This window comes from Gardnerella sp. C0026F2, assembly GCF_056590715.1.
In genome coordinates this window covers 353,807-377,521 of sequence record NZ_JBWPWR010000002.1, presented here as the reverse complement: position 1 = coordinate 377,521, position 23,715 = coordinate 353,807, and the positions used below count along the sequence as shown (strand labels likewise).

General features: G+C 42.7%; 18 protein-coding genes and 4 tRNA genes. 19 read left to right on the top strand and 3 right to left on the bottom strand.

The genetic code is table 11. The features are described 5' to 3' along the window. Positions 1-222: 222 nt before the first annotated feature. From rplJ to AC1EK3_RS04140, 6 genes are all read left to right on the top strand, one after another. Positions 223-744, top strand: a complete 522-nt coding sequence (rplJ, locus tag AC1EK3_RS04165; protein WP_012913809.1) for a 50S ribosomal protein L10 — start codon at positions 223-225, stop codon at positions 742-744. 96 nt (positions 745-840) lie between these two features. Further along, positions 841-1,221, top strand: a complete 381-nt coding sequence (gene rplL / locus AC1EK3_RS04160) for a 50S ribosomal protein L7/L12 (RefSeq protein WP_119487302.1) — start codon at positions 841-843, stop codon at positions 1,219-1,221. Between the two features lie 618 nt (positions 1,222-1,839). Continuing rightward, complete coding sequence (locus tag AC1EK3_RS04155) at positions 1,840-3,090, top strand: hypothetical protein (protein ID WP_480033155.1); 1,251 nt, start codon at positions 1,840-1,842, stop codon at positions 3,088-3,090. A gap of 440 nt (positions 3,091-3,530) precedes the next feature. Beyond that, the gene (locus tag AC1EK3_RS04150) at positions 3,531-4,937 is read left to right on the top strand and encodes a variant leucine-rich repeat-containing protein (protein WP_480033156.1); all 1,407 of its coding nucleotides are present in this window, start codon (positions 3,531-3,533) and stop codon (positions 4,935-4,937) included. Between the two features lie 17 nt (positions 4,938-4,954). Next, positions 4,955-8,713: a helicase gene (locus AC1EK3_RS04145; RefSeq protein WP_480033157.1), complete on the top strand. Its 3,759-nt coding sequence runs from the start codon at positions 4,955-4,957 to the stop codon at positions 8,711-8,713. Then, positions 8,710-8,913: a hypothetical protein gene (locus tag AC1EK3_RS04140; RefSeq protein ID WP_480033158.1), complete on the top strand. Its 204-nt coding sequence runs from the start codon at positions 8,710-8,712 to the stop codon at positions 8,911-8,913. Before AC1EK3_RS04145 ends, AC1EK3_RS04140 begins: the two co-directional genes overlap by 4 nt. 34 nt (positions 8,914-8,947) lie before the next feature. On the opposite strand, the gene AC1EK3_RS04135 is transcribed toward AC1EK3_RS04140, so the two are convergent. Both AC1EK3_RS04135 and AC1EK3_RS04130 read right to left on the bottom strand, forming a co-directional pair. Next, a complete protein-coding gene (locus AC1EK3_RS04135; RefSeq protein ID WP_480033159.1) occupies positions 8,948-9,727 on the bottom strand; it encodes a CpaB family protein in 780 nt (259 codons plus the stop codon). A gap of 112 nt (positions 9,728-9,839) precedes the next feature. Continuing rightward, positions 9,840-10,016 (bottom strand): FmdB family zinc ribbon protein, encoded by a 177-nt coding sequence (locus AC1EK3_RS04130; RefSeq protein WP_004574103.1) that lies wholly within the window; start codon positions 10,014-10,016, stop codon positions 9,840-9,842. Between the two features lie 309 nt (positions 10,017-10,325). On the opposite strand from AC1EK3_RS04130, the gene AC1EK3_RS04125 reads away from it, so the two are divergent. The 10 genes from AC1EK3_RS04125 to fdxA all read left to right on the top strand — a co-directional run bounded on the left by AC1EK3_RS04125 (position 10,326) and on the right by fdxA (position 17,660). Beyond that, entirely contained in the window at positions 10,326-11,417 is a 1,092-nt protein-coding gene (locus AC1EK3_RS04125; protein ID WP_480033206.1) for a hypothetical protein, read from the top strand. Positions 11,418-11,590: 173 nt separating this feature from the next. Continuing rightward, positions 11,591-11,884, top strand: a complete 294-nt coding sequence (groES, locus tag AC1EK3_RS04120; RefSeq protein ID WP_004114319.1) for a co-chaperone GroES — start codon at positions 11,591-11,593, stop codon at positions 11,882-11,884. A 349-nt stretch (positions 11,885-12,233) separates the two neighbouring features. Then, the gene (gene hisC / locus AC1EK3_RS04115; RefSeq protein ID WP_480033160.1) at positions 12,234-13,331 is read left to right on the top strand and encodes a histidinol-phosphate transaminase; all 1,098 of its coding nucleotides are present in this window, start codon (positions 12,234-12,236) and stop codon (positions 13,329-13,331) included. A gap of 111 nt (positions 13,332-13,442) precedes the next feature. Further along, positions 13,443-13,524, top strand: a tRNA-Tyr gene (locus AC1EK3_RS04110). Between the two features lies 1 nt (position 13,525). Continuing rightward, a tRNA-Thr gene (locus tag AC1EK3_RS04105) sits at positions 13,526-13,597 on the top strand. 4 nt (positions 13,598-13,601) lie between these two features. Further along, positions 13,602-13,675, top strand: a tRNA-Met gene (locus AC1EK3_RS04100). A 53-nt stretch (positions 13,676-13,728) separates the two neighbouring features. After that, entirely contained in the window at positions 13,729-13,899 is a 171-nt protein-coding gene (gene rpmG, locus AC1EK3_RS04095) for a 50S ribosomal protein L33 (protein WP_004105548.1), read from the top strand. Positions 13,900-14,020: 121 nt separating this feature from the next. After that, positions 14,021-15,292 carry an FAD-binding protein gene (locus AC1EK3_RS04090; protein ID WP_415683278.1) on the top strand — a complete coding sequence of 424 codons (1,272 nt, stop codon included), beginning with the start codon at positions 14,021-14,023 and terminating at the stop codon, positions 15,290-15,292. 290 nt (positions 15,293-15,582) lie between these two features. Then, positions 15,583-17,214 (top strand): APC family permease, encoded by a 1,632-nt coding sequence (locus AC1EK3_RS04085; RefSeq protein ID WP_480033161.1) that lies wholly within the window; start codon positions 15,583-15,585, stop codon positions 17,212-17,214. Positions 17,215-17,336: 122 nt separating this feature from the next. Further along, entirely contained in the window at positions 17,337-17,660 is a 324-nt protein-coding gene (gene fdxA, locus AC1EK3_RS04080; protein ID WP_480033162.1) for a ferredoxin, read from the top strand. Between the two features lie 74 nt (positions 17,661-17,734). On the opposite strand, the gene dinB is transcribed toward fdxA, so the two are convergent. Then, entirely contained in the window at positions 17,735-19,045 is a 1,311-nt protein-coding gene (gene dinB / locus AC1EK3_RS04075; RefSeq protein WP_480033163.1) for a DNA polymerase IV, read from the bottom strand. Positions 19,046-19,154: 109 nt separating this feature from the next. On the opposite strand from dinB, the gene AC1EK3_RS04070 reads away from it, so the two are divergent. The 3 genes from AC1EK3_RS04070 (at position 19,155) to AC1EK3_RS04060 (ending at position 23,565) form a co-directional block, all read left to right on the top strand. Continuing rightward, the gene (locus AC1EK3_RS04070) at positions 19,155-20,087 is read left to right on the top strand and encodes an EamA family transporter (protein ID WP_480033164.1); all 933 of its coding nucleotides are present in this window, start codon (positions 19,155-19,157) and stop codon (positions 20,085-20,087) included. 112 nt (positions 20,088-20,199) lie between these two features. Then, a tRNA-Ser gene (locus AC1EK3_RS04065) sits at positions 20,200-20,286 on the top strand. 300 nt (positions 20,287-20,586) lie between these two features. After that, positions 20,587-23,565, top strand: a complete 2,979-nt coding sequence (locus AC1EK3_RS04060; RefSeq protein ID WP_480033165.1) for a peptidase — start codon at positions 20,587-20,589, stop codon at positions 23,563-23,565. Positions 23,566-23,715: the final 150 nt, after the last annotated feature.

Genomic DNA, 23,715 nt, shown 5'->3' with positions numbered 1-23,715 from the left:
AACCACAGACCGTTGGCGGAGTCGTGAGATTCCTGAAATTGATGTGTCAGGCCAGCACAGGTTGAGCGATGATTTATAGCGGATCTCGTTATGAGTCGAAAATTTAAGCACGCTTTAGTGCTTCTTATGTTGCTCTGCCAGTGCGCAGGGCTTTTTTTATTGCCCTGTTTAATTAAGTTTGATGCGTTTCTTTCACCTACGGCCAATTTAGGAAGGAACGCCATGAAGAGGCCCGAAAAGGAAGCGGTAGTTGCCGAGCTTACGGAACTTTTCCGTAATGCAGACGCTATCTACCTCACCGAGTACCGCGGGCTTACCGTTCCGCAGATTTCTACTCTGCGCGAAAAGCTAGGCCGCGATACTTCCTACTCTGTGGCTAAGAACACGCTTGCTCGTATTGCTGCTAAGGAAGCGGGCATTGAAGGTCTCGACGAGCTTCTCGCCGGCCCAACTGCAGTCACCTTCGTTAAGGGTGATTTCATTGAGGCTGCTAAGACCTTGCGTGATTTTGCCAAAGAGAATAAAGCCCTCGTCATTAAGGGCGGTTTCGCAGACGGAACCGTTTACGATGCCGAAGGTGCAAAGCAGCTCGCCGACTTGAAGTCGCGCCCACAGTTGCTTTCCGAAATGGCCGGCGCGCTCAAGGGCACCATGTCCAAGGCCGCTTACCTGTTCAACGCATTGCCAACCAAGGCAGTTCGTACAATCGACGCTTTGCGCGAGAAGCAGGAAAAGGCCGCTTGATTCCCTTGCAGCTTGCTGCATGAGACCAACCAAATATAAAATGTTATGGTCGTAAGGCATAAGGTATGCCCGGCCAAGTAAGAAAGGAAGCCAATTATGGCTAAGCTCACTAGTGAAGAGCTTCTTGAAGCTTTTGGTGAAATGACCCTCGTTGAACTCTCTGAGTTCGTCAAGGCATTCGAAGAGAAGTTTGATGTCGAAGCTGCTGCTCCTGTAGCTGCTGTTGCTGCTGCTCCAGCTGCTGCTGGTGCTGCTGAGGAAGAGAAGGACGAGTTTGACGTCGTTCTCACCGCTGCTGGCGATAAGAAGATTGCAGTCATCAAGGCTGTGCGTGCTTTGACCAACCTCGGCTTGGCTGAAGCTAAGGCTCTCGTGGACGGCGCTCCAAAGGCTGTTCTCGAGAAGGCTAAGAAGGAAGACGCTGAGAAGGCTAAGGCTGCCCTCGAAGAGGCTGGCGCTTCCGTTGAACTTAAGTAGTTCTAACTTTTTGTTGCTTTGCGCGTAACGCAGTTTTATGCGTGTGTGCATAGTGAAAATTAGGCGGTAGGATTATTCCTGCCGCCTTTTTTGTTGCGCGTGTAAAGTTTTTGCCGGATTAAGGTGCGTAGCCGACTTTTCCTTTACTCCGCTGCACAGTTTTTGCCGCTTTTCCGCGCGCATCCGACCGTTTCTTTACACCGCTGTAAAGTTTCTGCCGCGTGCGATACGCGAGAAGCGGGTTGTCGGCGTGTCGCACAAGAGTGGCTATATTGCAACGGTTTTGCGGCTGGTTGGTGGAGTATTCAAGAGTTTCCTGAGAGTTTTCTGAGAAAAATCTTTAAAAACCTTGAAATTGACATTTTTACGAAAAATAACGCGCAATACTGTATTTTTTACTCTTAAAAACAGTTTGACTGAAATATTTCCGCAAAAACATCGATGTTTTTTGTTAATGAGCTGCGTGTTGGCTCTTGACTTTTGCGAACGGGGGGGGGGTATCTTAATAGCAAACGCCGGTCATTCCTAGTTGACGGGCGTGTGTGGCTCCGTTTGGAGTTGCACAGCAGATTTTTCTTCGTGTACCTAGCACGAAGGAGAAGAAGAAAGGAAAATATTATGTTGAATAAGAAGGCTATCGCCGCATTCGCTGCTGGCGCCACCCTCCTCTCTGGTTTCGCTTTTGCTGCTCCAGCAATGGCTGTGAAGGATGACAACCCATGCAAGGATCACTCTCTTGAGTGGTGCACTGTTCGAGTTCAGGATGCTAAAGCTGAGTATGATAAGGCTTTCAAGGCTGTTAACGATGAAAAAGATGGTGCACAGGCTGCATATAATAAGGCTGCTGCTGATTACGATGCTGCAGTAGCTGATTATAATACTAAGAAGCAAGCTGCTGATGCTGCTGATGCTGATCCACTCGTTGCGTTGGACGAGACCAAGCCTGAGAATGCAGATAAGAAAGACGCTATTATTGCAGCTAAAGCTAAGAAGACTCTTGCTGATCAAGCTAAGACTGCTGCTGAAACTAAGAAGAATGCTGCTTTGAATGCTAAGAATGAAGCTTATGATAAGTTGCAGACTGCAAATTCTAAGTTAACTACTGCTAAGGCTACTTGGGAAAAGGCACAGTCTGATCTTAGTGACTTCACTGGCCCAACTGAGGATGAGACTAAGAGGAAGCTTATTGACAAGGTTCGTCTTGCTAAGATGAACTTGGACAACAAGGATGATTTGCTTGCTGTTGCTAAGAAGAATTTCGATGATGCTTATAAGGCTTTGGTTGCTGCTATTGCTGAGTTCAATGCACGCGATAATGCAGCCACTGTTGCTCATCAAAAACTCAATGCGTTCTTGGCTTCTGGCGTGAATGATTCTGCTACCCTTACTCGTTTGAGTGATGCAGCAGATCGTGCTGATGCTCATCTTAAGCGTGCAACTATTGCTTTGGCTAAGGCTAAGGCTGCTTATGATGATGCTTTGGCAAAGGATTTGGCTGCTGTAGCAGCTTATAATGAGGCTTTGCAGGCTTACAAGGATGTTTACAATGAGGCTGTTGCTGCTGGTGTGAACCCAGCTTTGTTGCCACCAGTTGTGACTTCTGATCCTTTGGATCCAAAGGTTCCAGCTGTTCCTGGTTTGAAGCATGCTTATGCTTCTGCTATGAGCGGTAAGTTCGGTAAGGAAGCTAAGGCTGCTGAGGCTTCTGCTCAGCAGAACAACAAGAAGAACAATGCTGCTGACGCAAACGGTGCATCTGCCTCTGCTGCCGCTCAGCTTCCTAAGAGCGGTGCTGCTGTAGCTATGGCTGCTGTTGCTGCTTCTGTGCTTGCTGGCATGGGTGCTGCTCTTCGCAAGATCCGTCACTAAGCTAAAAGCTGATTCTGCGATGAATCATTTTAAGCTTTGGCTTATGGTTGATCGTTGAGTCGATTTTACTGTGAAATACTTAGTCTAGTGTGCTAAAAGGTGCGCTAGACTAAGTGCTTTTATAAAAATTTTGTGCTTGGCGCGCTGTGTAGATTTTTAGTCTTATACAGCAATTAATTGGTTTGCGTTTGCTTGTTGATATAGTTTGCCAAAATTTCCTTTTTTACTATTGATTCATGCTACGTCAACTGATTAATGCCGAGTGCTTTGCGCTGTTACTTTCCGCTAGGGACGGGTGGTAATATCGCAAGTTTCGAGGCTCGGGAGTTTCTTCCGAGCCTTTTGTTATTTTTTATGCTTAAAATCAACAAATACTAGCGCAATATACACAAAGCATGACACAATAGTAAGTAGTGTGTTTTTTGAAGGGAGCAGATCACGTGAGTGAGCGACAAACCGTGCAGCGCTGGATGATTACAGTTGGTGGTGTCGAGCAGGCACGTGTGGGTGCAGGTCAGTCTGTAGAGATTGGTCGAAAGCCTATACGCCCGTTGCGTGAAGATGGTTTCACGCGCGTCGACATAGTAGATAACAAACGTTCTATGTCAAAGAGGCATGCGCTGCTAATTGTAGATATGCGCGGCGTGGCAACAATACGAGATTTAAATTCAACTAATGGCACATATCTAGTCAGCGCAAATGGTGATTTGCTGCGATTGGAGCCTAATGTCGATTTTCAGCTTCCAGATAATTTAATGCGCATGCAATTCGGCGATGTTCCTGTTGATTTTGTGCATGTAGAAGAAGAATCTTCTGAAGTTGAAAAAGATAACGAAGTGCGCAATCTGTTCTCTTATGCTACAGATGAATCGCATGATGAGCCTGCAGCTTCAGATTTATCGGTAGATCAAATTCTTGATTTGCGCGCTGGCGAGCCAACAGGTGTTTTCCGCGCTCAATCAGTTTCGCATCCTGGATTGTCTTGGAAACAAGGCATGCAAAATCAAACTCATCTCAATGATGATTCGCAAACAGATGTTGCTCCAATCAATCATGATGTAACTTTGCCTGTTATGCGAGAGCAGCAGGAGACTCCTGTAGAGCCGCGTAATTTATTTGCAGACGCACAAGCAATTCAGCAAGAAAGTGCGACTAAAGAAGAACCTTCGCAACAAGATTCTGCGGTTTCTGCGGTTGATTCGGTTTCTGCACTTTCTGTGGTTTCTACGGTTGATCAAGCTGATTCAGTTGATCAAGCTGATTCAGTTGATCCGGTTTCTGCAATCTCTCCGGTTGCTCAAGATTCTCAAGTCAATTCGGTTTCTCCAGTTATGCAAGTTAGCCCGGAAACAAATGTATTGCAAAACGAAAGTTCTCAAGAATTTTCAGCATCTCCATTGAATTCAGCTGAAACTTTTGCTGAGAATATTGCCGATGCTTCAGCTTTTAGTATTGCAAATACAGGTTCTAATAATCTTGATATTAATAGTTTCAGCTCTACGAATCTCGACTCTAATAATCTCGATATTAACAATTCTGATGCGGAGTACACACCTGCATTTGAGCCAGGATCCGTATTTGAAAAAGTATCAAAAGGCGAATTTGACTCTCAAGAAAATATAGTGGAAGCCGGTGGATTCACGTCAAAAGAAGCTGAAGAAAGTAGCGATTTTTCAAAGCAATTTGAAATGGCGCAATATTCGCAGTTGCTTCCGTTCTTGGCTGCAAACACTGGTTTGTACGATGACTTATACGCGTGGCTCGCAGCTCAAGGTAATTCTGAAGTAGATGCTGCACTAGCTAGAAACAGCGGTTATAGTGCATATCGCAAAGCTATTGAACAGTAAGCAAGTAGGGTGGGAATATGAGTGATACAAACAACGTGGAGCAGGATTCGTCACAGCAAGTTTTTAATGATGCACTAGTCGAAAATACTGCGTCAGAAGCTGATTCTTTGGAAAAATCCGGCTCTAATAACACCAACAGCGCTCGTACTAACGCTTTACAACATATAGTTGAGTGGAAGCAGCAATATCAGGCTCAGCTATCTCCTTCTCCACTAGAAGATATAACGCAACTTGCTGCACAATTAGAGTTGACGCATGCTCATCCTTCCGGAATTGCGCAACTTTTTGCAAGCGGAAAAGTGACATTAAAATCTTTATTCCGAGACGCTGGAATGTTGCGAGCTGCTGGGCGAAGGCTAGATCGAGTTTTTGAAGATAGAGACGCAAAAGCGCACGAAAGTGGCGTTTCTGAACTTTCTTTAATAGTCGGCGTTGCATCGTGGAATGGCAACCATGTGCCTGTTCTTACGTATCCTGTGAAAGTGGTTCGTGACACTAATCAAGATGAAACTTCCGCCACTATTTACTTCTCTGGAAGTGTTGGACTGAACAATTCGCTTGTTTCACGTTTAGGTGAGCGTGGTGTTCAACTTAGGGAAGACGTTTTATTCGACGGATCTCAATATGAAAGTGGAACTCCAGAAACTTCTGTAGTATTTGATGCTATTTGTAAGCAAGCTCGCTCGGCTTTCCCAGATTTTGATATTGAGCGCGATATTATACTTGGCTGCTTTACAGATGCTGGTTCGCGTTTTGTAGCAGAAAGTGAACAAATTATTAACGCTTTGCAATCCGGCAATGTTGGAAATGTGATGATTGACGCTATGGCTGGCGATGATCGAGCTATCCATATGCTCCAGTCTGCAAATAAGCCAGAATATAGTCCTTTCGATGCAGATCCTCATAGCGAATGCGAAGTTGGTGAAGTAGATAACGTTGTGCGTTATGCAGCGGAGCTTGTTGCTTCTGGAAACTCTCTGTTCGTGGATATTGATTCGGGATCGGATTCAGCTGCAATTGCTGCTGCGATTGCTTCTCGTTCTGTGATTGCAGGACGTTCTGTGTTGTATGTGCCTAATGTTGTTGAGCAGCAGAGGCGTTTCCGTTATACGTTGAATACGCATGAAATTTCCTCATTAGCATTAGACGTTGCGGATGGTCATATTGCTAAGCATGTTGATGCGCAGTTGATTGCAGCAGTTGGCGCTAGACATAGTATTGCGACTTCGCGATTTGAGCAGGTTGCAGATGAGTTGGTCGGAGTGCGTTCTCGCCTTACTCGTTATTTAGGTGATCTTCACGGTATTAACGAAACTTGGGGAGTATCTGCATACCAAACAATCCAGAATCTTGCAGCAATTGCAATGTTCCCAACCCATCCGTCTACGCATGTGCGTTTAGATGTTGCCGCAGCACACGCTATGACCGGTCATATTGAAGAGTGGTCGAAGAAATTCCATCAAGCCGATGAACTTGGAGAATTCAAGATAAATCCTGAAGATACTCCTTGGTTTGGTGCGTCAATATTTGACGAAAATGAAGCTATATCTGTATATCAGCGTGTTGTAGACGTGCTTCTTAAACTTCTTCCAGCAACTCGAGAACAAGTTAAAAGCACTGTGCAAAGCTGTGGCTTCCCTGTGCCAACAACAGCTCGTGAGTGGAGTCGTCAAGTTACAGTTCTCAAGAATTTGCGACGTGTACTTGACGTATTCCAGCCTGAAATTTTTGAGCGCGATTTAGATGCAATGATTGAAGCGAGTAAGCCGAAAGCTCAGCGTAAAGCCGAAGGCACAGTTATGGGCTTCTGGGAACGTAGACATCATGTTCGTGAAGCGCGCAGCTTGCTAAGAGTTGGAGCTAAAGTCGACGATTTGCATGAAGCATTAAAGATTGTTGCGCAGCAAGCAGCTCAGTGGCGTACTTTCGTGCCTCACGGCGGATGGCCTGTTTTGCCGCCAAAATTGGATGATATTGTAAATACTCAAGAATTATTAGCAAGGCATTTAGTTGCTCTTGATGCAGTGTTAGCAACAACTCTTAAGGGCGCAGATCTTGAAAATATTGAATTTGCGCAGCTCGAAGCTCGTTTGCAAGATTTGCATGACGACAGAGCATCTCTAGATACTCTCCCTGGTCGTTGCAATTTGGAACGCGAGTTCAGCAAAGCTGGTTTGTCTGATTTAGTCAGCGATTTGCGTCGTCGCAACGTTACAGGTAATGCAATCGACGGTGAGTTGCAATTAGCTTGGTGGACTACTGTTTTTGAAGATATCGTTAATTCTTCTACAATTATTTCTCACCAAGATGGCTCAGCAATGCAAGATGCTTCTGATCGATTCGTGCAAGTTGATACAGAACATGTGCGTTCAATCGGTCCAATGGTTCAGCAAGAAGCTATGAGGCATTTGTGTGATTTATTGTTCTCGCATACGCAAGAAGCTAATCAGTTACATACTATGCTTGCCGGAAACCGTTCTGGAATTACTTTTAACAAATTATTGCGCAATTATGCGGAACTTGTGTTGGCTGCGAAACCAATACTTGTAGCTATGCCATCTACTCTTACTATGATGACTCCGTTGAGACCTATTGCAGATACTGTAATAATTGATTCGGCATCTCATATATCAAATATTGAGTTGCTATCTATTTTGTCTCGTGCTCGTCAGGTAGTAGTTTTAGCGCATAAGCAAACAGTAAGTTCTGAAAGCTTGCGTTCGCTTATTTCATTACTCCCATCTGTAACAGTAGTTTCTAGAGCAACAAGGCGCTCGCTTCGTTTAGCGCGATTCTTGGAAGAACATGGTTACGGAAAGTTGCGTCACGACGTTCCTGTTGAGCGTTTGCAAGGCAAAGTTCGTTTGCATCAAATTGAAGCAACTGGAGTTCCAGTAATGTCTTCTGGGCTTATTGAAAGCAGCCAGCGTGAAATTGATGAAGTAGTTGAGCTTATTCGTCAGCGCGCAAATACGTTTACGGTTGTTCCTTCAAGCTATGTGCTTGTTGTAGTTACGTTGACAAACGTTTTCCGTAGTCGTTTGGGAGCTGAGTTGAAGTCTTTGTCTATTAAAGACGAAAACATGGCTAGATTCTTACGACATGTGAGACTTTTGGGCGTTAATGAAGCTTCTGGAGCAATAGCAACAGATGTAATTATGTCGCTTTGCTATGCAAAAACATCTCACGGCAGACTTCTTCAGCAGTTTGGATTGCTTGAAGAAGAAGGTGGAAGCAACATGCTTCTTGACGCTTTGGCTCTAGCTCGCCGCCATCTAGATATTGTTAGTGCGTTTACGTCTAAAGATATGGAAGATGAGCGTTTGCACCAAGATGGTCCAAAGCTTTTGAAGAATCTTTTGCAATGGGCTGAGAAGTTAAGTGATAATCCGCTTCGTCCAGAAGATGCTAACGATGTTGAAGCGCAAATTGCTGCAGAATCTGCACAAAGGAATGTGCTATTTACTGATTTAGCTGAGCGTATTCGCTCGCGTGGATTAAAAGTTGCAGTCAACTATGGCTTCGATAATGGCGTTAGAATTCCTCTAGTAGTTGGACTTGCGGATAAACCGTTTGCTATCGCTGTGCTTACGGATGATGCGCAATTTATGAGTGTGCAATCGACTCGTGAACGTCATCGCATGATTATTCAGGATTTGGAATCCTTGGGCTGGTCAGTTATGACAGTGTGGAGCGTTGGAGCTTTTGTCAATCCTGAAAAAGAGGTTGATCGTGTTGTTTCTCGTCTCGGGGAATTGTATGGTGACAATGAATGAGTAAATACGATCCCAATAGAAGATCTCCCCGTAGGCCGGTTAGGGTTGTTCGTGAAGGCTCAGAGCTTTTTGATGCCGATGGCGTTAAACTCGAGCCTTCTGACGAGCTTACTTTGCAACAGCGCAATCAAGACGACGATAATCGCATTTTAAGCGAATTGCCGCCTCACTGGGCTGTATTTTCCGAGCGTATTAGTTGAGCTTGAAATACGCGAGAAGTAGCAGAATAATTTTTCATTGTGACAATTTCATCGCAACAATCGCCAAAGAAGGGTTTGCAGACTGAGCTTGTAATAACCGCAAGGCATCTGCAGCAGGCATAGCAAGAGTAGTAGTGTTTTGCTGATTTTGTGAAGCTTGAGTGCTTTGACTTATTTGCATCACCATAACATTATGAACTACGCTAACATAGCGTTCGTCAATTTCTGCAATATTGTTTTCTTCAATATCGTGGTTTTTGTTTTTATCGTTATTTTCTGCAGTGCTACTTTTAGATTTTTCGCTGTTTTGACTTTCTGCATTTTGAGAGTTAGAAATTTCTTCATCTTGCACAGGCTTGCTAAAAGCTAAATCAATTTTTTCGCCAGGCAGTAGTGTGTGATCTGCGCTAGATAAATGAATTGTAATAGAAGTGAATCCTTTTGGAATGCGTGGAATTTTACTCAATAGTGTTTGCAAAATTGGCATGCCTTTACGTATTTCGCATGTTGCAATAATAGAAGAATTCGCACTTATATTATTGGATAGCGCTTGATTAAATACTTTATGCTTAGGAACTCGAACGTATGCAATATCGTTTACGCTAACGCGTGAACCTTGCTGAATATTGTGTTTAGCTACTGCTATGACTTGAGTTTCTTGTGAGTCAATAATAGTTGACACAACGAGTAAAGCCATCATTCCAGCACATAGCACAATAATGATTTTCCGCACGAAAGCGCGTTGCCTTCGCTGCAATAACGCACTATTTTTTGCGTTATTTTGAGATTTAAATAAAGAAAAATTCATGCTCATACTTGCATTTTGAAATATAAAAAATGCAAGAGCAAGAAAAATTGCGCGCTGTGGATAAAACCTATTAGCGCGCAATATTTAAACAATAATTGATATTTATAATTTTACAAAATCATTTATCGGTTCGATAAAAACCTTTGCCTTTGAAGTTGATTGGAGGAGCGGAGTACACTTTGTGCACTGCATCTTTTCCGCACTGAGGGCAAATGGTAATAGGGTCATCCGAAAATGATTGATGTTCTGAAAAATCGTATCCGCATTGCTTGCAACGATAATGATAAGTAGGCAAAAGTCCCTCCGAAGTTACACGAGCACGTAAGTAGAAACTTACTGTTCCTTCACATATCCTAGTACATACTATGACAGTTATTATAGGTGTTAAATTTGCTTAGTGAATGATTGCGGCACAGCATATTGTGTGATGGCGCGCGCAATAATCCCACATTTTGGCGACACGCCGAAATGTTTATGTTGCTACACATCCTATGACTTCTTTATATTAATAGTTATGGGTTATGAATCGGTGAGTGCGGTACTCGTATTAGTCATCCTCGTAGCCTTATGGTTCGGGTGGTTGCCTAAACGCACGGTTAACGGCATGAAGTCTATGCTTGAACATCGCGAGGATAGGTTTTCACCAACACTTCATCTTGTAGGTGAGTGGAGTACTGCGCGCATTTGCGACGGTACTGGTATGTTGGCAAAAGGGGCTTGTATGCAACCGACACAACAAAAACGAACATTAACTCCTGAATATATTGCGCGTATTCGCGCTGCTAGGCGTGCTGCGATACGCCGTCGTTGTGTGTTGGTGGCTGCGCTTGCTGCCTTGACTTTTGTAGTATTCTTAGCAGGATGCTCTGGCATATTTTCTCCAGTTTTTGCTCTTATTCCTGGAGCTATGTTGGCAGTAGTGCTTTATTTTGGAGCTCGTGCTTCTAAGCATGCTCGTGCGTGGGAGGCTCGCGTTGCAAAAATGCGCGCTGCTTCGAGACGTAAAGCTGAGGATGAGTTGTGTGAACGCCGCAACAGTGCCGTTATACGCCAGTTGGAAGATTATTCTTCTGCATCTGATTCTGATTTTAATGGAGAAATCAGCAGTTGTGATGCGATTTCTCAAAACGACAGTGATGAGTATTCTGTATCTCAAACTGTAGTGCCTGTTCGAAATGGCGCGTCTCGTGACAATACTGAAACTTCGGTTATGGAGCAGAGCGAAATTCGTGTTGCTTTACATCGTGCAGAGCAAGAGCGCAATGCAGCGTTGCGTGAGCGTTTGTATAAAGAAGAATCTGAATCTAAAGAATCTAATATCGTTGAAGCGGAAAATAAAGACTCATACGATTCTTCCAACGCTTCTGTGGCTTCGGAGCAAAACTATCAGTCTAATCAAGATTTGATTTCATTCTCGCTTGGTTCGCAAACTAAGTATGATTCAAGTAATGCTAATTTGGCATCCCGTACTCCAGAAAGTTTGGAAATTAAATCAACTAAGCAAGTAGTTAAAGCTGTGCCAGTTGCCAAAGCTGCTGAAGCTACTAATGCTGCTGCCGCTACTAATTTTGCTGCTGCAAACTCTTCTCAGTTCCACGAAAAAGAAGAAGTAAGCGAAGTGGATGCTCCAGAAAGTTCTGAAGACTCACTTGGTGTGGCAAATTTGCACGATGTTCTTGCTCGTCGCAATTCATGATTTAAGAGTTTTCTAAAAATTTTCTTAAAAGATTAGCACTCGAGTTGTTAGAGTGCTAAATTCGCGGTATTATGAGGCACAGAGCGTAAGTGCGGTTGCGGACGTGATCGTCAGCCTCGTCGGATTGTTTCTTGCGTACGAAATTAATATCTCTTATGAAAGGGGTGGCAACAGTGTCGATTAAGCTCACACCGTTGGAGGATAAGATTATTGTTAAGCAAGCTCAAGCGGAGACTCAAACTGCTTCTGGCTTGTATATTCCAGATAATGCCAAGGAAAAGCCACAGCAGGGTGAAGTTCTTGCAGTAGGTCCTGGTCGTCGCGACGATAAGGGCGAGCGCATTCCTATGGACGTTAAGGTTGGAGACAAGGTTCTTTATTCCAAGTACGGCGGAACTGAAGTGCATTACGAAGGTGAGGACTACTTAATCGTGTCTTCTCGCGATGTGCTTGCTATTCTTGGCTAGTATTTAGCCGGTTGAAGCAATAAAATTTACGCTGGAAATGACGGAAACGTTGTTCCCAGCGTTTTTTATTGCGCTACGTAAGAATGCACTGTGGAATATTTGTATAAGCGACAGAAACTTTACGTGGGTGTAAAGTTTTGGTCGTTTTTTGGCTTGGGAACGGCAGTTTCTTTACGTGCGTGCGTAGTTTTGGTCGGATTAAGGCGATAAAGCGGCAGAAACTTTACGTGGGTGTAAAGTTTCGGTCGTTTTTTGGCTTGGGAACGGCAGTTTCCTTACATGCGTGCGTAGTTTTGGTCGTTTTTCGCTATTGCGCACTTAAGGCATGTGTGGAGTATGATGGAGAAGTATGACATACAAACATCGCAATATTGTAGATACGATTCCTAGCTATAAGCAGGGTAAGCCAGCTCCTAAATTGGACGGCATTCGTGCATATAAAATCTCGAGTAACGAAAATCCTTATGAGCCTTTGCAAAGCGTAAAAGAAGCGATCTCAAATCGCGCGCTTAATGTGATAAACCGTTATCCTAATATGCGTGGCACAGAAGTTGTTGAAGAACTTGCTAAGCGTTTTGGTGTGACTGCAGACGAAGTAGTGCTTGGTTGCGGCTCTACGGAAGTTATTACGCAGCTTGTTGACTTGGTTGCAGGTCCGGGAGATGAGGTCATATATCCGTGGAGAAGCTTTGAAGCTTACCCGATTATTGTGACGGGAGCCGGTGCTACAAGCGTTAAGATTCCTAACCGTCCTGATGGTTCTCACGATATTGACGCTATGATTGCAGCTATTAACGATCGCACGCGTTTGGTTATTTTGAATAATCCTAATAACCCAACTTCAGCTGCTCTTAGCGAAGAGGCAGCTCGCAAGGTGTTGGATGCTGTGCCAAGTGACGTTCTTGTGCTTATTGACGAAGCTTATGTGCAGTTTAATACAGCAAAAGGCACTGCAAATGGCGTAAAACTGTACCATGAGTATCCAAATGTAGTTGTTGCTCAAACGTTCTCCAAGGCTTATGGATTGGCAGGTTTGCGCATTGGTTATGGCATTGCTCCGGCTGAAGTTGTAGACGGTATGCGCAAGGTTGCTGTGCCATTTGGAGTGTCTCAAATAGCGCAGGTCGCAGCTTTGGCTTCTTTGGAAGATGACGCAAGCAAGGAGATGAATACTCGTGTTGCATCTCTTGTTGCTGAGCGCGAGCGCATTGTTGAAGCTTTACGCGAGCAAGGCTGGAATATTGAGGATGCGTACGCAAACTTCTTCTGGATGCCATTTGGTGCAGATACCGAGCGAGCAACAGAACATTTTATTGCTGCAGGATTGTCTGTTCGCGCTTTTGCTGGTGAAGGTATTCGCATTAGTATCGGCGAGCGCGAGGCTAATGACAGGGTTTTGACAGTTTGCGAAAATTTAAAAAAAGAGGGTTTTTCGCTAAATAACTAGCTTTTTTGCATAAAAGTTTTGCTTTCGGCGTGTCTTAATCTTGCATTAGTCGCGATTTCGTGGCAAAATAACAAAGTTGCCGTTTGAAGTTCACTTCTTACGGAGACTGCTGGCGGGTTTCCCAAGTGGTCAAAGGGAGCTGACTGTAAATCAGCCGCTTCGTGCTTCAGTGGTTCGAATCCACTACCCGCCACGCCTCGATAGCTCAGTGGTAGAGCACTTCCTTGGTAAGGAAGAGGTCGTGAGTCCGATTCTCACTCGAGGCTCTCTGGCGGGGTAGCTCAGCTGGCTAGAGCGTACGACTCATAATCGTAAGGTCAAGAGTTCGAGTCTCTTCCTCGCTACAACGGCCAGTAGGAGACTGGCTGGCCAATAATGAATTGTAGAGGTGAACGAAATGGCAAGCAAGAGCGCCGACATCCGTCCGGGCATTACGATGGCATGCACGGAGTGCAAAGAGCGTAATTACATCACGACGAAGAATCGTCGCAATACGCCTGATCGTCTTGAGTTGAACAAGTTCTGCCCACGCTGCGGCAAGCATACGCTTCATCGCGAGACTCGCTGAATTTTCAGCTTCCTGCGCTCACGATTTGGCTTGTTGAGCTTGTTTCAGTTGCGCAGATTTTATTCTTATTACCCCGCTCAATGCGGGGTTTTTGTTATTTATTACTGTTAGTATTTAAACCATGAGTATGCAAGCATCTTTAGTAAATAATCCATCGTTTGCAGATATAACAACTGTTGGCGTAGGTGGCAAAATTGCGCGTTTTATAGAGCCAAAAAGTCGCGTTGCTGTTATTGAAGCGGTAGAAGATGCTGATGAAGCTGGTTTGCCTTTATGTGTTATCGGCGGCGGCTCTAATATGCTTGTTAGCGATGAGAACTTCAACGGCGTTGTTGTGCGAGATGCTAGACGCGATATTCATGTGCTTGATGAAGCAGCACCTTCAGAAGATGGCATTGATTTACAAAGCGGTGCTCATTTAGTGCATATTAATGCTGAAGCTGGTTGTAATTGGGATGATTTTGTTTCTCATACGATTTCTCTTGGTTTAGAGGGCGTAGAAGGTCTTTCTGGCATACCTGGCACTGTTGGAGCTTCGGTTGTACAAAATATTGGCGCTTATGGTCAAGAAGTATCTCAAAGTGTTACTTCCGTAGAAGTTTGGGATCGCGAAACAAAATCAACTATGGAGTTGCAAAAGGATGCTTTAAATTTTGGGTATCGCACTTCATTGCTTAAAAAAAGCATGTACTCTTCAGCGGGAGTTCCTGCGGACTCGTATTTTCCTACTCCTCGTTACGTTGTGCTGTCTGTTACTTTTTGTTTGAAACATAATTCAACCGGGGTTGTCTCTCATTCTCAATTAGCTAAGGCTTTGCACGTAGAATTGGGCGAGCGCATGCAAACAGCAGCAATACGTCGTGAAGTTTTGCGCGTTCGTGCTTCTAAAGGCATGCTTGAGGATGCTTCTCGTTACGATAAGCTGTGGATGCGTGGCACAAAGTGTGCTGAAGGTGTTGAATTTGCTTTGCGATTGCAAAGTGAAGACTATGTTACTGGTGAATTTTTAGAGGGCGATAATACTTACAGTGATCGTCATAGTTGCGGTAGCTTCTTTATGAATCCAATACTTAGCACTAGTCAAGCCGATGCTTTGCCAGAAGATGCTCCTAAATTTGACGCTGTTATGCAAGATGGATCGCATGGCATAAAAACTTCTGCAGCTTGGCTTATTGATCATGCTGGATTCCATAAGGGTTTTAGGCTTATAGAAAATGGGAAACCTTCTCCTGCAGGGCTTTCTTCATTGCATACTTTGGCACTCACTAATCGTAACAATGCTTCTTGTGACGACATTGCAAATTTGGCAAAAACTATTATCAGCGGTGTAAAAAATAAGTTTGGTATAACGCTTATTCCTGAACCTGTTGTAATAAATATTTCTATAAACTGAAAATTTTACGAATATAATATATTTTATGCAGTAATATATAAGTTTATTATTTAAATTTTCATAAATAATAAAGGAACACACGGTAAAACTACCGTATAAGCAATGTTTTGTGTAATATTTACCTACATTATCTATATAAATTTTTTATTTAATTGCATTTACAGAAATAAATAAAGGAAATTAAGTAAAAATTTTATGTAGGTGAAGTCGCAACTGTTTCGCAAATTTGTTAATTCGCTTCTGATTGCGGCATACCTTTATACCTATACCTCAACGAAAGTGCGTTTATTATGCAAATATGGAGAAAGAAGTCTGTTGAACAGACTATCGCTGAGACTATGGATGGTGAACGCCATCTTAAACGTACATTAAATTCTTGGGATTTGGCAGTTATGGGTGTTGCTGTCGCAGTTGGTGCCGGTATTTTCTCTGTCGGTGCTCAAGCTGCAGCATTCCATGCTGGTCCTGCTGTAATTATTAGCTTTATTATTGCAGGTATTGTGTGCGGTTCTGCTGCAATGTGCTACGCAGAATTTGCTTCAATGATCCCAGTTGCTGGATCTGCTTATACGTTTACATATACTACAGTTGGTGAGCTTATTGCTTGGATTATCGGCTGGGATATGATCCTGGAAATGCTGATGGCTGGCTCAGTAATTTCAAAGTATTGGGGCGTTTATCTTAACGATTTAATGAAGCTTTTCGGTTTGAATATGACCACGACTTTTAACTTAGGTGGTTTCACTGTTGATGTTGCTCCAATTATAATCGTTGCATTCTTTACAACTATGCTTGTTCTTGGAACTAAGCTTTCTGCACGCTTCGACGGCGCTTTAACAATCTTGAAGATCGGTATCGTTCTGTTCGTGGTTGTTGTTGGTTTCTTCTACATTAAAGCTTCCAACTTTACGCCATTTGTGCCACCTGCAACTGACGTTGCAAGCGTAAAGGGAATAGAAGTTTCTGGCGTTATGAGCCAGCCTCTGTGGCAGTGGGTAACTGGTATGCAGCCGGCTGTTTATGGCGTTCCTGGTATTCTTTCCGGCGCGGCACTCGTGTTCTTCGCATTCATCGGTTTTGATGTTGTTGCAACAACAGCAGAAGAAACTAAGGATCCGCACAAGAACATTCCACGAGGCATTGGTCTTGGTTTGTTCATTGTTACTGTTCTTTATATCCTCGTCGCAGTAGTAACAACCGGTATGGTTTCCTATAAGAAAATGGCAGAGCAGCCATCTCCATCGCTTTCCACAAGCTTCGAACTTGTGGGAGCTACTTGGGCTGCAAAGATTATTTCCCTCGGTATTGTTATTGGTTTGACAACCGTTGTGATGGTGCTTTTGCTTGGTCTTACGCGCATCATCTTCGCTGTGAGCCGCGATGGTTTGCTTCCACGTAGCTTCTCTAAGGTAAGCAAGCGTGGTATTCCTGCAAGACTCCAGATTGTTGCTGGCGTTGTTGTGGCAGTTGTTGCTTCCACTCTCGATATTGGCATTCTTTCCGACATGGTGAACATTGGTACGCTTTCTGCGTTCTTGCTCGTTTCTGCTGGTGTGCCGATTATGCGTATGCGCAGGCCAGATTTGCACCGTTCGTTTAGCGTGCCAGGAAATCCGTGGCTTCCTATGTTCGCAGCTCTTTCCACATTCTGGCTCATGCTTAACTTGTCTGTATTGACTTGGATTCGTTTTGCAGTATGGCTGGCAATCGGTTTTGCTGTGTACTTCGGCTACTCTTACCGCAATTCGTTGCTCGGTAGGCAAATGCGTAAAGCTAAGCAGCTCGGTGTTCCTGTTGAAACTTTGTTTACTCAAGATGCTGCCGCTGCAGAAAAGGTAGCTGAAGGAGAAACAGAAGAGCAGGCTCGTGCAGAAGTTCAAGCTGAGGTGTCTGCTGCGTCCTCGCAAAATAATCAAAATTAATAAATTATTTATTTAGCAAGAAGTCGGCATACGTTTATATCGCATGCCGACTTTTTGTGTCATAGACTTTTCAAAAATGTTCTATAATAGAAAAGTTGCATAAAAGCAGAAAGGAGGGCGTTATGCCATATGTAATCGCAGAGCCTTGCGTTGATGTAAAAGATAAGGCGTGTGTTGATGAATGCCCTGTTGACTGCATTTATGAAGGCGATCGAACGCTTTATATTAACCCGAACGAGTGTGTTGATTGCGGAGCTTGTGAACCAGCTTGCCCAGTAGAAGCCATTTTTTACGAAGATGATTTGCCAGAAGACTGGGAGTGGTATCGCGATGCTGCGGTTGATTATTTCGATAAGCTCGGAGATTTGGGAGGAGCTACGGATGCTGGAGCGTCCGGATGGGATGAAGCTCGCGTAGCTGCACTGCCTAGCCGACGACCTGCCTGAGAGCTTAAAGCGCCCGCGCTCGGTGCGAAAAATCTTAAATCTCTATCACACGAATATTTGTGCAACTAGAATTACTACAATCCAATGTGAGCTGCGTTGTTGCCGTATTTTTTGCGAACGGCATCTAAAGCGTGTTCTGCGTGACGCAATCTAGTATTTTTATTCATTGCTGACATGCTGTTTTGCGTAGGATTTTTAGATTCGCGAGTATTTTCCTCCATAATATCGTTTATAGAAGGCTGAAGTGAAACCTTATTTGCTGGCACAAGATTATTTGCTGTAACTCCAGCCAAACGAACCGGGCTTAAAAGCTTTGTGTTGTTGCCTCCAAGAATGTAATTATGCACAGTTGGATTAGCTTTAGAAAGCAAAACAACGACATGCTCGTAAAACTCGTGTGTTGAATCAGTTGCATTTTGCAAAGTAGAAGATCTAGTAACATAGTGCAAATCGCTAAATCGCAGTTTTAGCGTTATAGTGCGTGCCATAAGCTTTCTTTTTCGCAACTGTTGAGTTACTTCGCTGCAGCATTGCTGTAGTAATTGTTTAACAGCGTTCTCGTCTGTTGTGTCTGCATCAAGAGTTCGCTCAGTTCCAATGGATTTTTCAGGCGCATGAGCAGTCACAGTGCGCTCGTCTATGCCTCTAACTGATTGATATATCATTCTTGCTAAGATTTGCGAACCTGTTATGCGACTAAGCGTTGCTTCGTCAACATTTTTAAGCGACGCAACAGTAGATAAGCCCCAATCCTCAAGCTTATGTATTAAAGATGAGCCAATTCCTGGTATTGCGCGCAATGGCATTATTGACACAAAATCTTCATTACATTTTTGCGGAATAAGAAGCATTCCGTTAGGTTTTGCATTGGTTGAAGCCATCTTTGCAATAAGTTTATTGCTGGCAATGCCAACCGAGCATGTAATATGATACTTTTCAAATACTTCTTTTCGTACCCAAGTTCCAATATTTACAGGCGATTTCCACTGTAATAAAGCCGATTTAACATTCATATAGCATTCGTCAACAGAAACTTTTTCAACTTGATTAGTAATATGCAAAAAAATATTTTCAAAAATACTTTTGGAAACGCTTGAATAATAAGGAATGTCAACTGGCAAGAACACTCCTTGCGGACAAAGATTTCTAGCTTTAACAACCGGCATAGCGGAATTAACGCCGTAAGTGCGCGCTTCGTAGCTTGCTGCAGAAACAACAGCACGATTTCCTGTGCCAATAATAAGCGGCTTTCCTTTAAGCTCTGGATGTCTTGCAACTTCTAACGAAGCATAAAATGCATCCATGTCGACGTGAAGTATGTTACAACCTGAGGTGTCGTGCCCCCAATCACGTTTCGCTGCTTGTACTCTCGGTGCTGTACTCATAAGTTTATAATAGAACAAACGTTCGATTTTGCGGAAAATTTTTGCGTATAAAACTAATGTTTTTGCAAAAAAGCGTATGTCGACTAAATATTAATGTAGGGTTGTTGCTATGAAGCAATTTGTCGTCAATCTTTTACATCGCATGCCAGTGCTGCTTATTATCGTCATTGAGGCGTCAATGGTGTATACAGCAACTTCTGTTGCAAAAGTAGCTTTTAGTCAACTGGATCCTCTGTACGCAGTGTGGTATCGCGTAGGATTTATGACATTGTTGCTTTTGGCTTGGAGGAGGCCATTTTCTCGCAGCAAACGTAGTCTTTTGCCAAAAACGCTACGAGAATGGGTAATTGTTGCGTCTGTTGGTGTGTCGTTAGTTGCTATGAACACTATGTTTTATGTTGCTATTAGTTGTATGGCTGTTGGTGTTGCAGTGACTATAGAATTCATAGGTCCTTTGCTTGTGGCTGTTATTACAGGTCATGAATGGCGAGAGCGTGTGGGAATTGTTATTGCTGTTTGTGGCATTATGTTGTTAGCTAGCGCTTCTATGCATAGTTCAGTAAGTCCGCATTTTCTAATTGGCTTATTTGCCATTCTTGTTGGCGGTTTAATGTGGGGCCTATATATTGTTTCAGGCCGCATGTTGGCAAAAAGTTCGCACGCTATTGACCGTGTAAGTGTTGCAGCTCTTATTGGTTGGCTGCTGCAGTCTGTTGTTCTTGCATTTCCTTCAATTCAGCATGTTATTTTGCCTAAACCGGAAGCTACGTGGGCTGCTCGTCCTGGTGGTTCTTTTGCTTTACTTGCGTTAATGCTGGTGATTGCAGTATGTGCTTCATTCTTCCCGGCTTTGCTGGACCAGGTTTTACTTAAGCGCGTTAGCTCCGCAAAATACTCTGTTATGCAAGCATTGTATCCTGCAATCGCTGTTGTTATTGGAATGGGATTTGGTGAAATTCCAACATTAACTGATATTGCAGGAATAATTCTTGTTATGCTTGCTGTAGTTGTAACGTTCTCCGGGGATCGTAATCCTATGTAACACTTGGCATTTTTATATTAAATCTTATTTTAAAGTGTGTCGCCAAGCTTGTTTACAGTCCTTAAGAGGTGCTATAGTGTCAATCTGTTGCTGTTATGTACAGTAAACAAGTGGAGTCATGCCTGAGTGGCCGATAGGGGCACCCTGCTAAGGTGTTAGTCGCGTAAGCGGCTCGAGAGTTCGAATCTCTCTGACTCCGCAAGTTACTCCGGATTGCTTTTTGCAGTCCGGAGTTTTTTGTTTTTTGTTTTATCAATTGCGTATAGAAAATGAGCAATACGCAATTAAAATGCGTTTACTTTACACTTTAAAAATAAAAATAATATAGCAAAAGAAAAAATTGTGGATTTGTGGATAGTTCCTCATTCTTGCTCAAGCTTTTAACCACAATGTTAAAAAAATATTTACTCATACTTTCTTTAAGCTCATAGTTGACTCATGAACGCTTATTAAAAGTGTTCAAAACAAATATTTAAAGGGTTGGGTAAAGGAGATTTTTATGGAAAAGTATGGGGGGAAGCATAATAGTGTTCATAGTGATAACAATATGCGCACTAGTATGAAGCGTAAAACTACTCGTAATCTGTCAGCATTTTTTGCTTCTATTTTTATAATTCCTATTATGTTCTGCTCGCAGTCAGCTTTAGGTTATCATGAGGGGCCTGGAGTGCTTTATAAAGTTTCAGACAAAATAGAATGGCTTAAGCCTAATCATCTTCGCAGAAAGCTTGGTCCTACATTAAATTATTGGGGTGAAGAAAAGAATGTATCTTATTGTATTGAAACGAGTGTAGATTTTGGACGTGACACAGATGATTGGAGACAAGAATTTGGTGACGATTGGCGCATTGCTGCAGAAATGATAAAAACTCATAGCACTGATAACAATGTATTTACTCAAGCGGCTATGGCCTTTGCAATTCATGATCACTTCGATATTAAAAAAGATGAGTGGAAAAAAGCTGTAGACAATGGTTTTGAAGATATCTCCACTGATACTTTGCAGCGAATAGCTAAAAATTTGTGGGAAACAGCCGAAAACGATACTCCTATTAACTTAGAAGTTAATCAAGAGTACACTTCAGGAAAGCATGCTGGAGTTGTGCAGGCGATAGTGAAAAATATTAAGGGTCGTGTTCTTAAAGATATTCCTATTACAATCGAATCTGAAAACGCTTTAGTTGAATTTAATGATGGTAAACGATCGGTTGAATTAAAGTCAAAAGATGAAGTAGTGAATATTCCTTGGAAGTCTAAAGGAAATGGTACTGGCAAAATTAAAATTGGATTTTTAGCTCCTAAAGCTGAAAGATATTATTCACCTAAACATCAAGACGAAATACGCTCTATTCACGATGCTGAATATGGCGAAACAATTTCGTTTGGAGTAAAAGACAGTTTCCAGCCAACTCTTACTTCAAAAGTTGCAAAACATGAGCTGCGTGTTGGGGAGAAGGTCGATAGCACAATAACTAGTGGAGTGCAAGCAAAAGATAGTTGGCTAAACGGAGTTACTTTGCATGCGCAAGGATATTATTTCGTTGGATCTGCTAAAGATATTTTGCAAATTAGGCAACGTAACAATGGCGAATCTGCAGTTCAATACTTGAATCGTATTAGAGCTTTGCCAGATTTGCGACAGGTTGCTGCGTCAAAAGCTGACTTTTCTAAAGCTAACGAAAGTGTGAATGCTAAGGCTAAACGTGCAAGTGGTGATATCAGTGCGTCAGATTTGAAAGAAGCTGAAGATTACAAAGTTGCTGATAATGAAGCTGGTCTTTTTGGCACATGGGTTTGGATTATTTCTCGTGATGCGCAGAAAAAAGAAGATGCAGATAAATTAGATGATGAAGTTGTGAAAGTATTTGGTTCTGCAGATTCTACTTCTGTGTACCAATCAACTGTAAGTTCTGATGTTGTTACAAAACAGAAAATTGTTGGTATTGGCACAGAAATTGTTAATGAAATCACTGTAAGAGGTCTTCCGGAAACATATGGATCGTTTAACGGTAGCGAATCATATGGTTTTAATGGTGACAAAAAGGCGCATATTCGCGTTTGGTGGGCTGGAGAAGGTAGTGAAAAAAGCACTAAAAAAGATAATGAAAAGTATATGCCTGGATCTAAAGGTGAAGCAACAGAGCAAGAGCCAAAAGAAGATGCGCATCATCGTTTAATTGGTAATTGGGAAGTTCCGGCAGTAAATGGAGTTTACAAGGTTGGTAATGGAAGCATTACAACGCGTCCTATTGATGGCGTAAATAGATCTTCTTCGGAGCCGAAAGTTTTGAAGGATAATGTGCATATTCGCGCTAATAAAAATAGTGAGTCAGGATGGTATGTGTTTGTTTATGATTTTCCTGGTTCTTCACGCGCTTTAGCTCATAAATCCGCGTATGACGGATTGTGGAGCCGTGCCTTAGTTGAACCGAATGTTTTAACTACTCCTGTATCTGTTACAACTAGAGTAAGCGATGAAAAAGTTAAGGCTGGTGAAAAGTTCCACGATAATGCTCGTATTACTGGCACGTTGCCAAAAGGAAGTTACGTAGTGTTTAGCGCATACGAGTATGAAGATGGTAAGGAAAATAAGAGTGATTCTAGTGGAGCTAAATGTAGCGATGCTAAGAATTGCGATGCTAAGAAGAGCGATGCTAAGAAGAGCGACGCTAAGAATAGTGAAACTAAAAATAGTGAAACTAAAAATAGCGGTACAAAAAACAGTAATTCTGAAACTAAGGAAGCTAAGGGAGCTAAGGGAGCTAAGGAAACTAAGGAAGCTAAAGAAGCTAAGGAAGCTAAGGAAACTAAGGAAACTAAGGAAGCTAAAGAAACTGTAATATCTGCTGAAATTGAGAAAAAAATGCCTCAATCTCGCGTAAATATTACAGATAAACAAGCTGAAGAAAGTAAAAAGTCTTCTATTTCTGTAAGTTCTGCAGATATTACATTAGATCACGAAGGAACTGTTTATTGGAAAGCTGAAGTTTACGATGCTCAGGGTAATCCTTTAGCAACTCACGCATTGGGTGTAGAAGGAGAGACTGTGCAAGTTTCCGGCGGCGAGGATCGTTCTAAGAATGATGAAAATGATGAAAATGAGGAGAATAATAAAGAAAACAAAGAAAATGTAGAAGAAAATCATAGTAAAACTGGCAGTGATGAAACGGCTAGCAGTGATGATTCAACTGATTCGAAAAATGATGTGAATGATAATGCTTCCAATCAACACGACAGCACAAATAACAACGAAAATGCTAATAAGAATTATGTTAATCAAAGTAATACGATTCCAACATCGCTTGCTGTTACTGGTGCTTCTTCAGTAACTGTGATACTTCTGGCTGTTATTACGTTAACATTTGCTTCAGGTTTATCGTTAGGTCGTTTTTCATCTATAGTTCCTAAGCATGGGAGAATGTCTGGTGGAGCGCGACATGGCGGGATTCCTCCAATGAGGCGTCGGTTAGTGAAATAGCGCATTTTTAATGTAGAATATTTGGCGCGTTAGTCTATTGAGATTTTTTTGAAGTAGATTAACGCGTCATTTTGCAATAAATAATGTGATGTTGCATAATGATAATTACAACGATTTATTGTGTTAATTTGTATATGATGTTATAACCTT

Excerpts from the sequence above, each read along its gene's own strand:
- rplJ (WP_012913809.1), top strand. The coding sequence starts at position 223 with ATGAAGAGGCCCGAAAAGGAAGCGGTAGTTGCCGAGCTTACGGAACTT.
- rplL (WP_119487302.1), top strand. The coding sequence starts at position 841 with ATGGCTAAGCTCACTAGTGAAGAGCTTCTTGAAGCTTTTGGTGAAATG.
- AC1EK3_RS04155 (WP_480033155.1), top strand. The coding sequence starts at position 1,840 with ATGTTGAATAAGAAGGCTATCGCCGCATTCGCTGCTGGCGCCACCCTC.
- AC1EK3_RS04145 (WP_480033157.1), top strand. The coding sequence starts at position 4,955 with ATGAGTGATACAAACAACGTGGAGCAGGATTCGTCACAGCAAGTTTTT.
- AC1EK3_RS04140 (WP_480033158.1), top strand. The coding sequence starts at position 8,710 with ATGAGTAAATACGATCCCAATAGAAGATCTCCCCGTAGGCCGGTTAGG.
- AC1EK3_RS04135 (WP_480033159.1), bottom strand. The coding sequence starts at position 9,727 with ATGAGCATGAATTTTTCTTTATTTAAATCTCAAAATAACGCAAAAAAT.
- AC1EK3_RS04125 (WP_480033206.1), top strand. The coding sequence starts at position 10,326 with ATGAAGTCTATGCTTGAACATCGCGAGGATAGGTTTTCACCAACACTT.
- hisC (WP_480033160.1), top strand. The coding sequence starts at position 12,234 with ATGACATACAAACATCGCAATATTGTAGATACGATTCCTAGCTATAAG.
- rpmG (WP_004105548.1), top strand. The coding sequence starts at position 13,729 with ATGGCAAGCAAGAGCGCCGACATCCGTCCGGGCATTACGATGGCATGC.
- AC1EK3_RS04090 (WP_415683278.1), top strand. The coding sequence starts at position 14,021 with ATGAGTATGCAAGCATCTTTAGTAAATAATCCATCGTTTGCAGATATA.
- AC1EK3_RS04085 (WP_480033161.1), top strand. The coding sequence starts at position 15,583 with ATGCAAATATGGAGAAAGAAGTCTGTTGAACAGACTATCGCTGAGACT.
- fdxA (WP_480033162.1), top strand. The coding sequence starts at position 17,337 with ATGCCATATGTAATCGCAGAGCCTTGCGTTGATGTAAAAGATAAGGCG.
- dinB (WP_480033163.1), bottom strand. The coding sequence starts at position 19,045 with ATGAGTACAGCACCGAGAGTACAAGCAGCGAAACGTGATTGGGGGCAC.
- AC1EK3_RS04070 (WP_480033164.1), top strand. The coding sequence starts at position 19,155 with ATGAAGCAATTTGTCGTCAATCTTTTACATCGCATGCCAGTGCTGCTT.
- AC1EK3_RS04060 (WP_480033165.1), top strand. The coding sequence starts at position 20,587 with ATGGAAAAGTATGGGGGGAAGCATAATAGTGTTCATAGTGATAACAAT.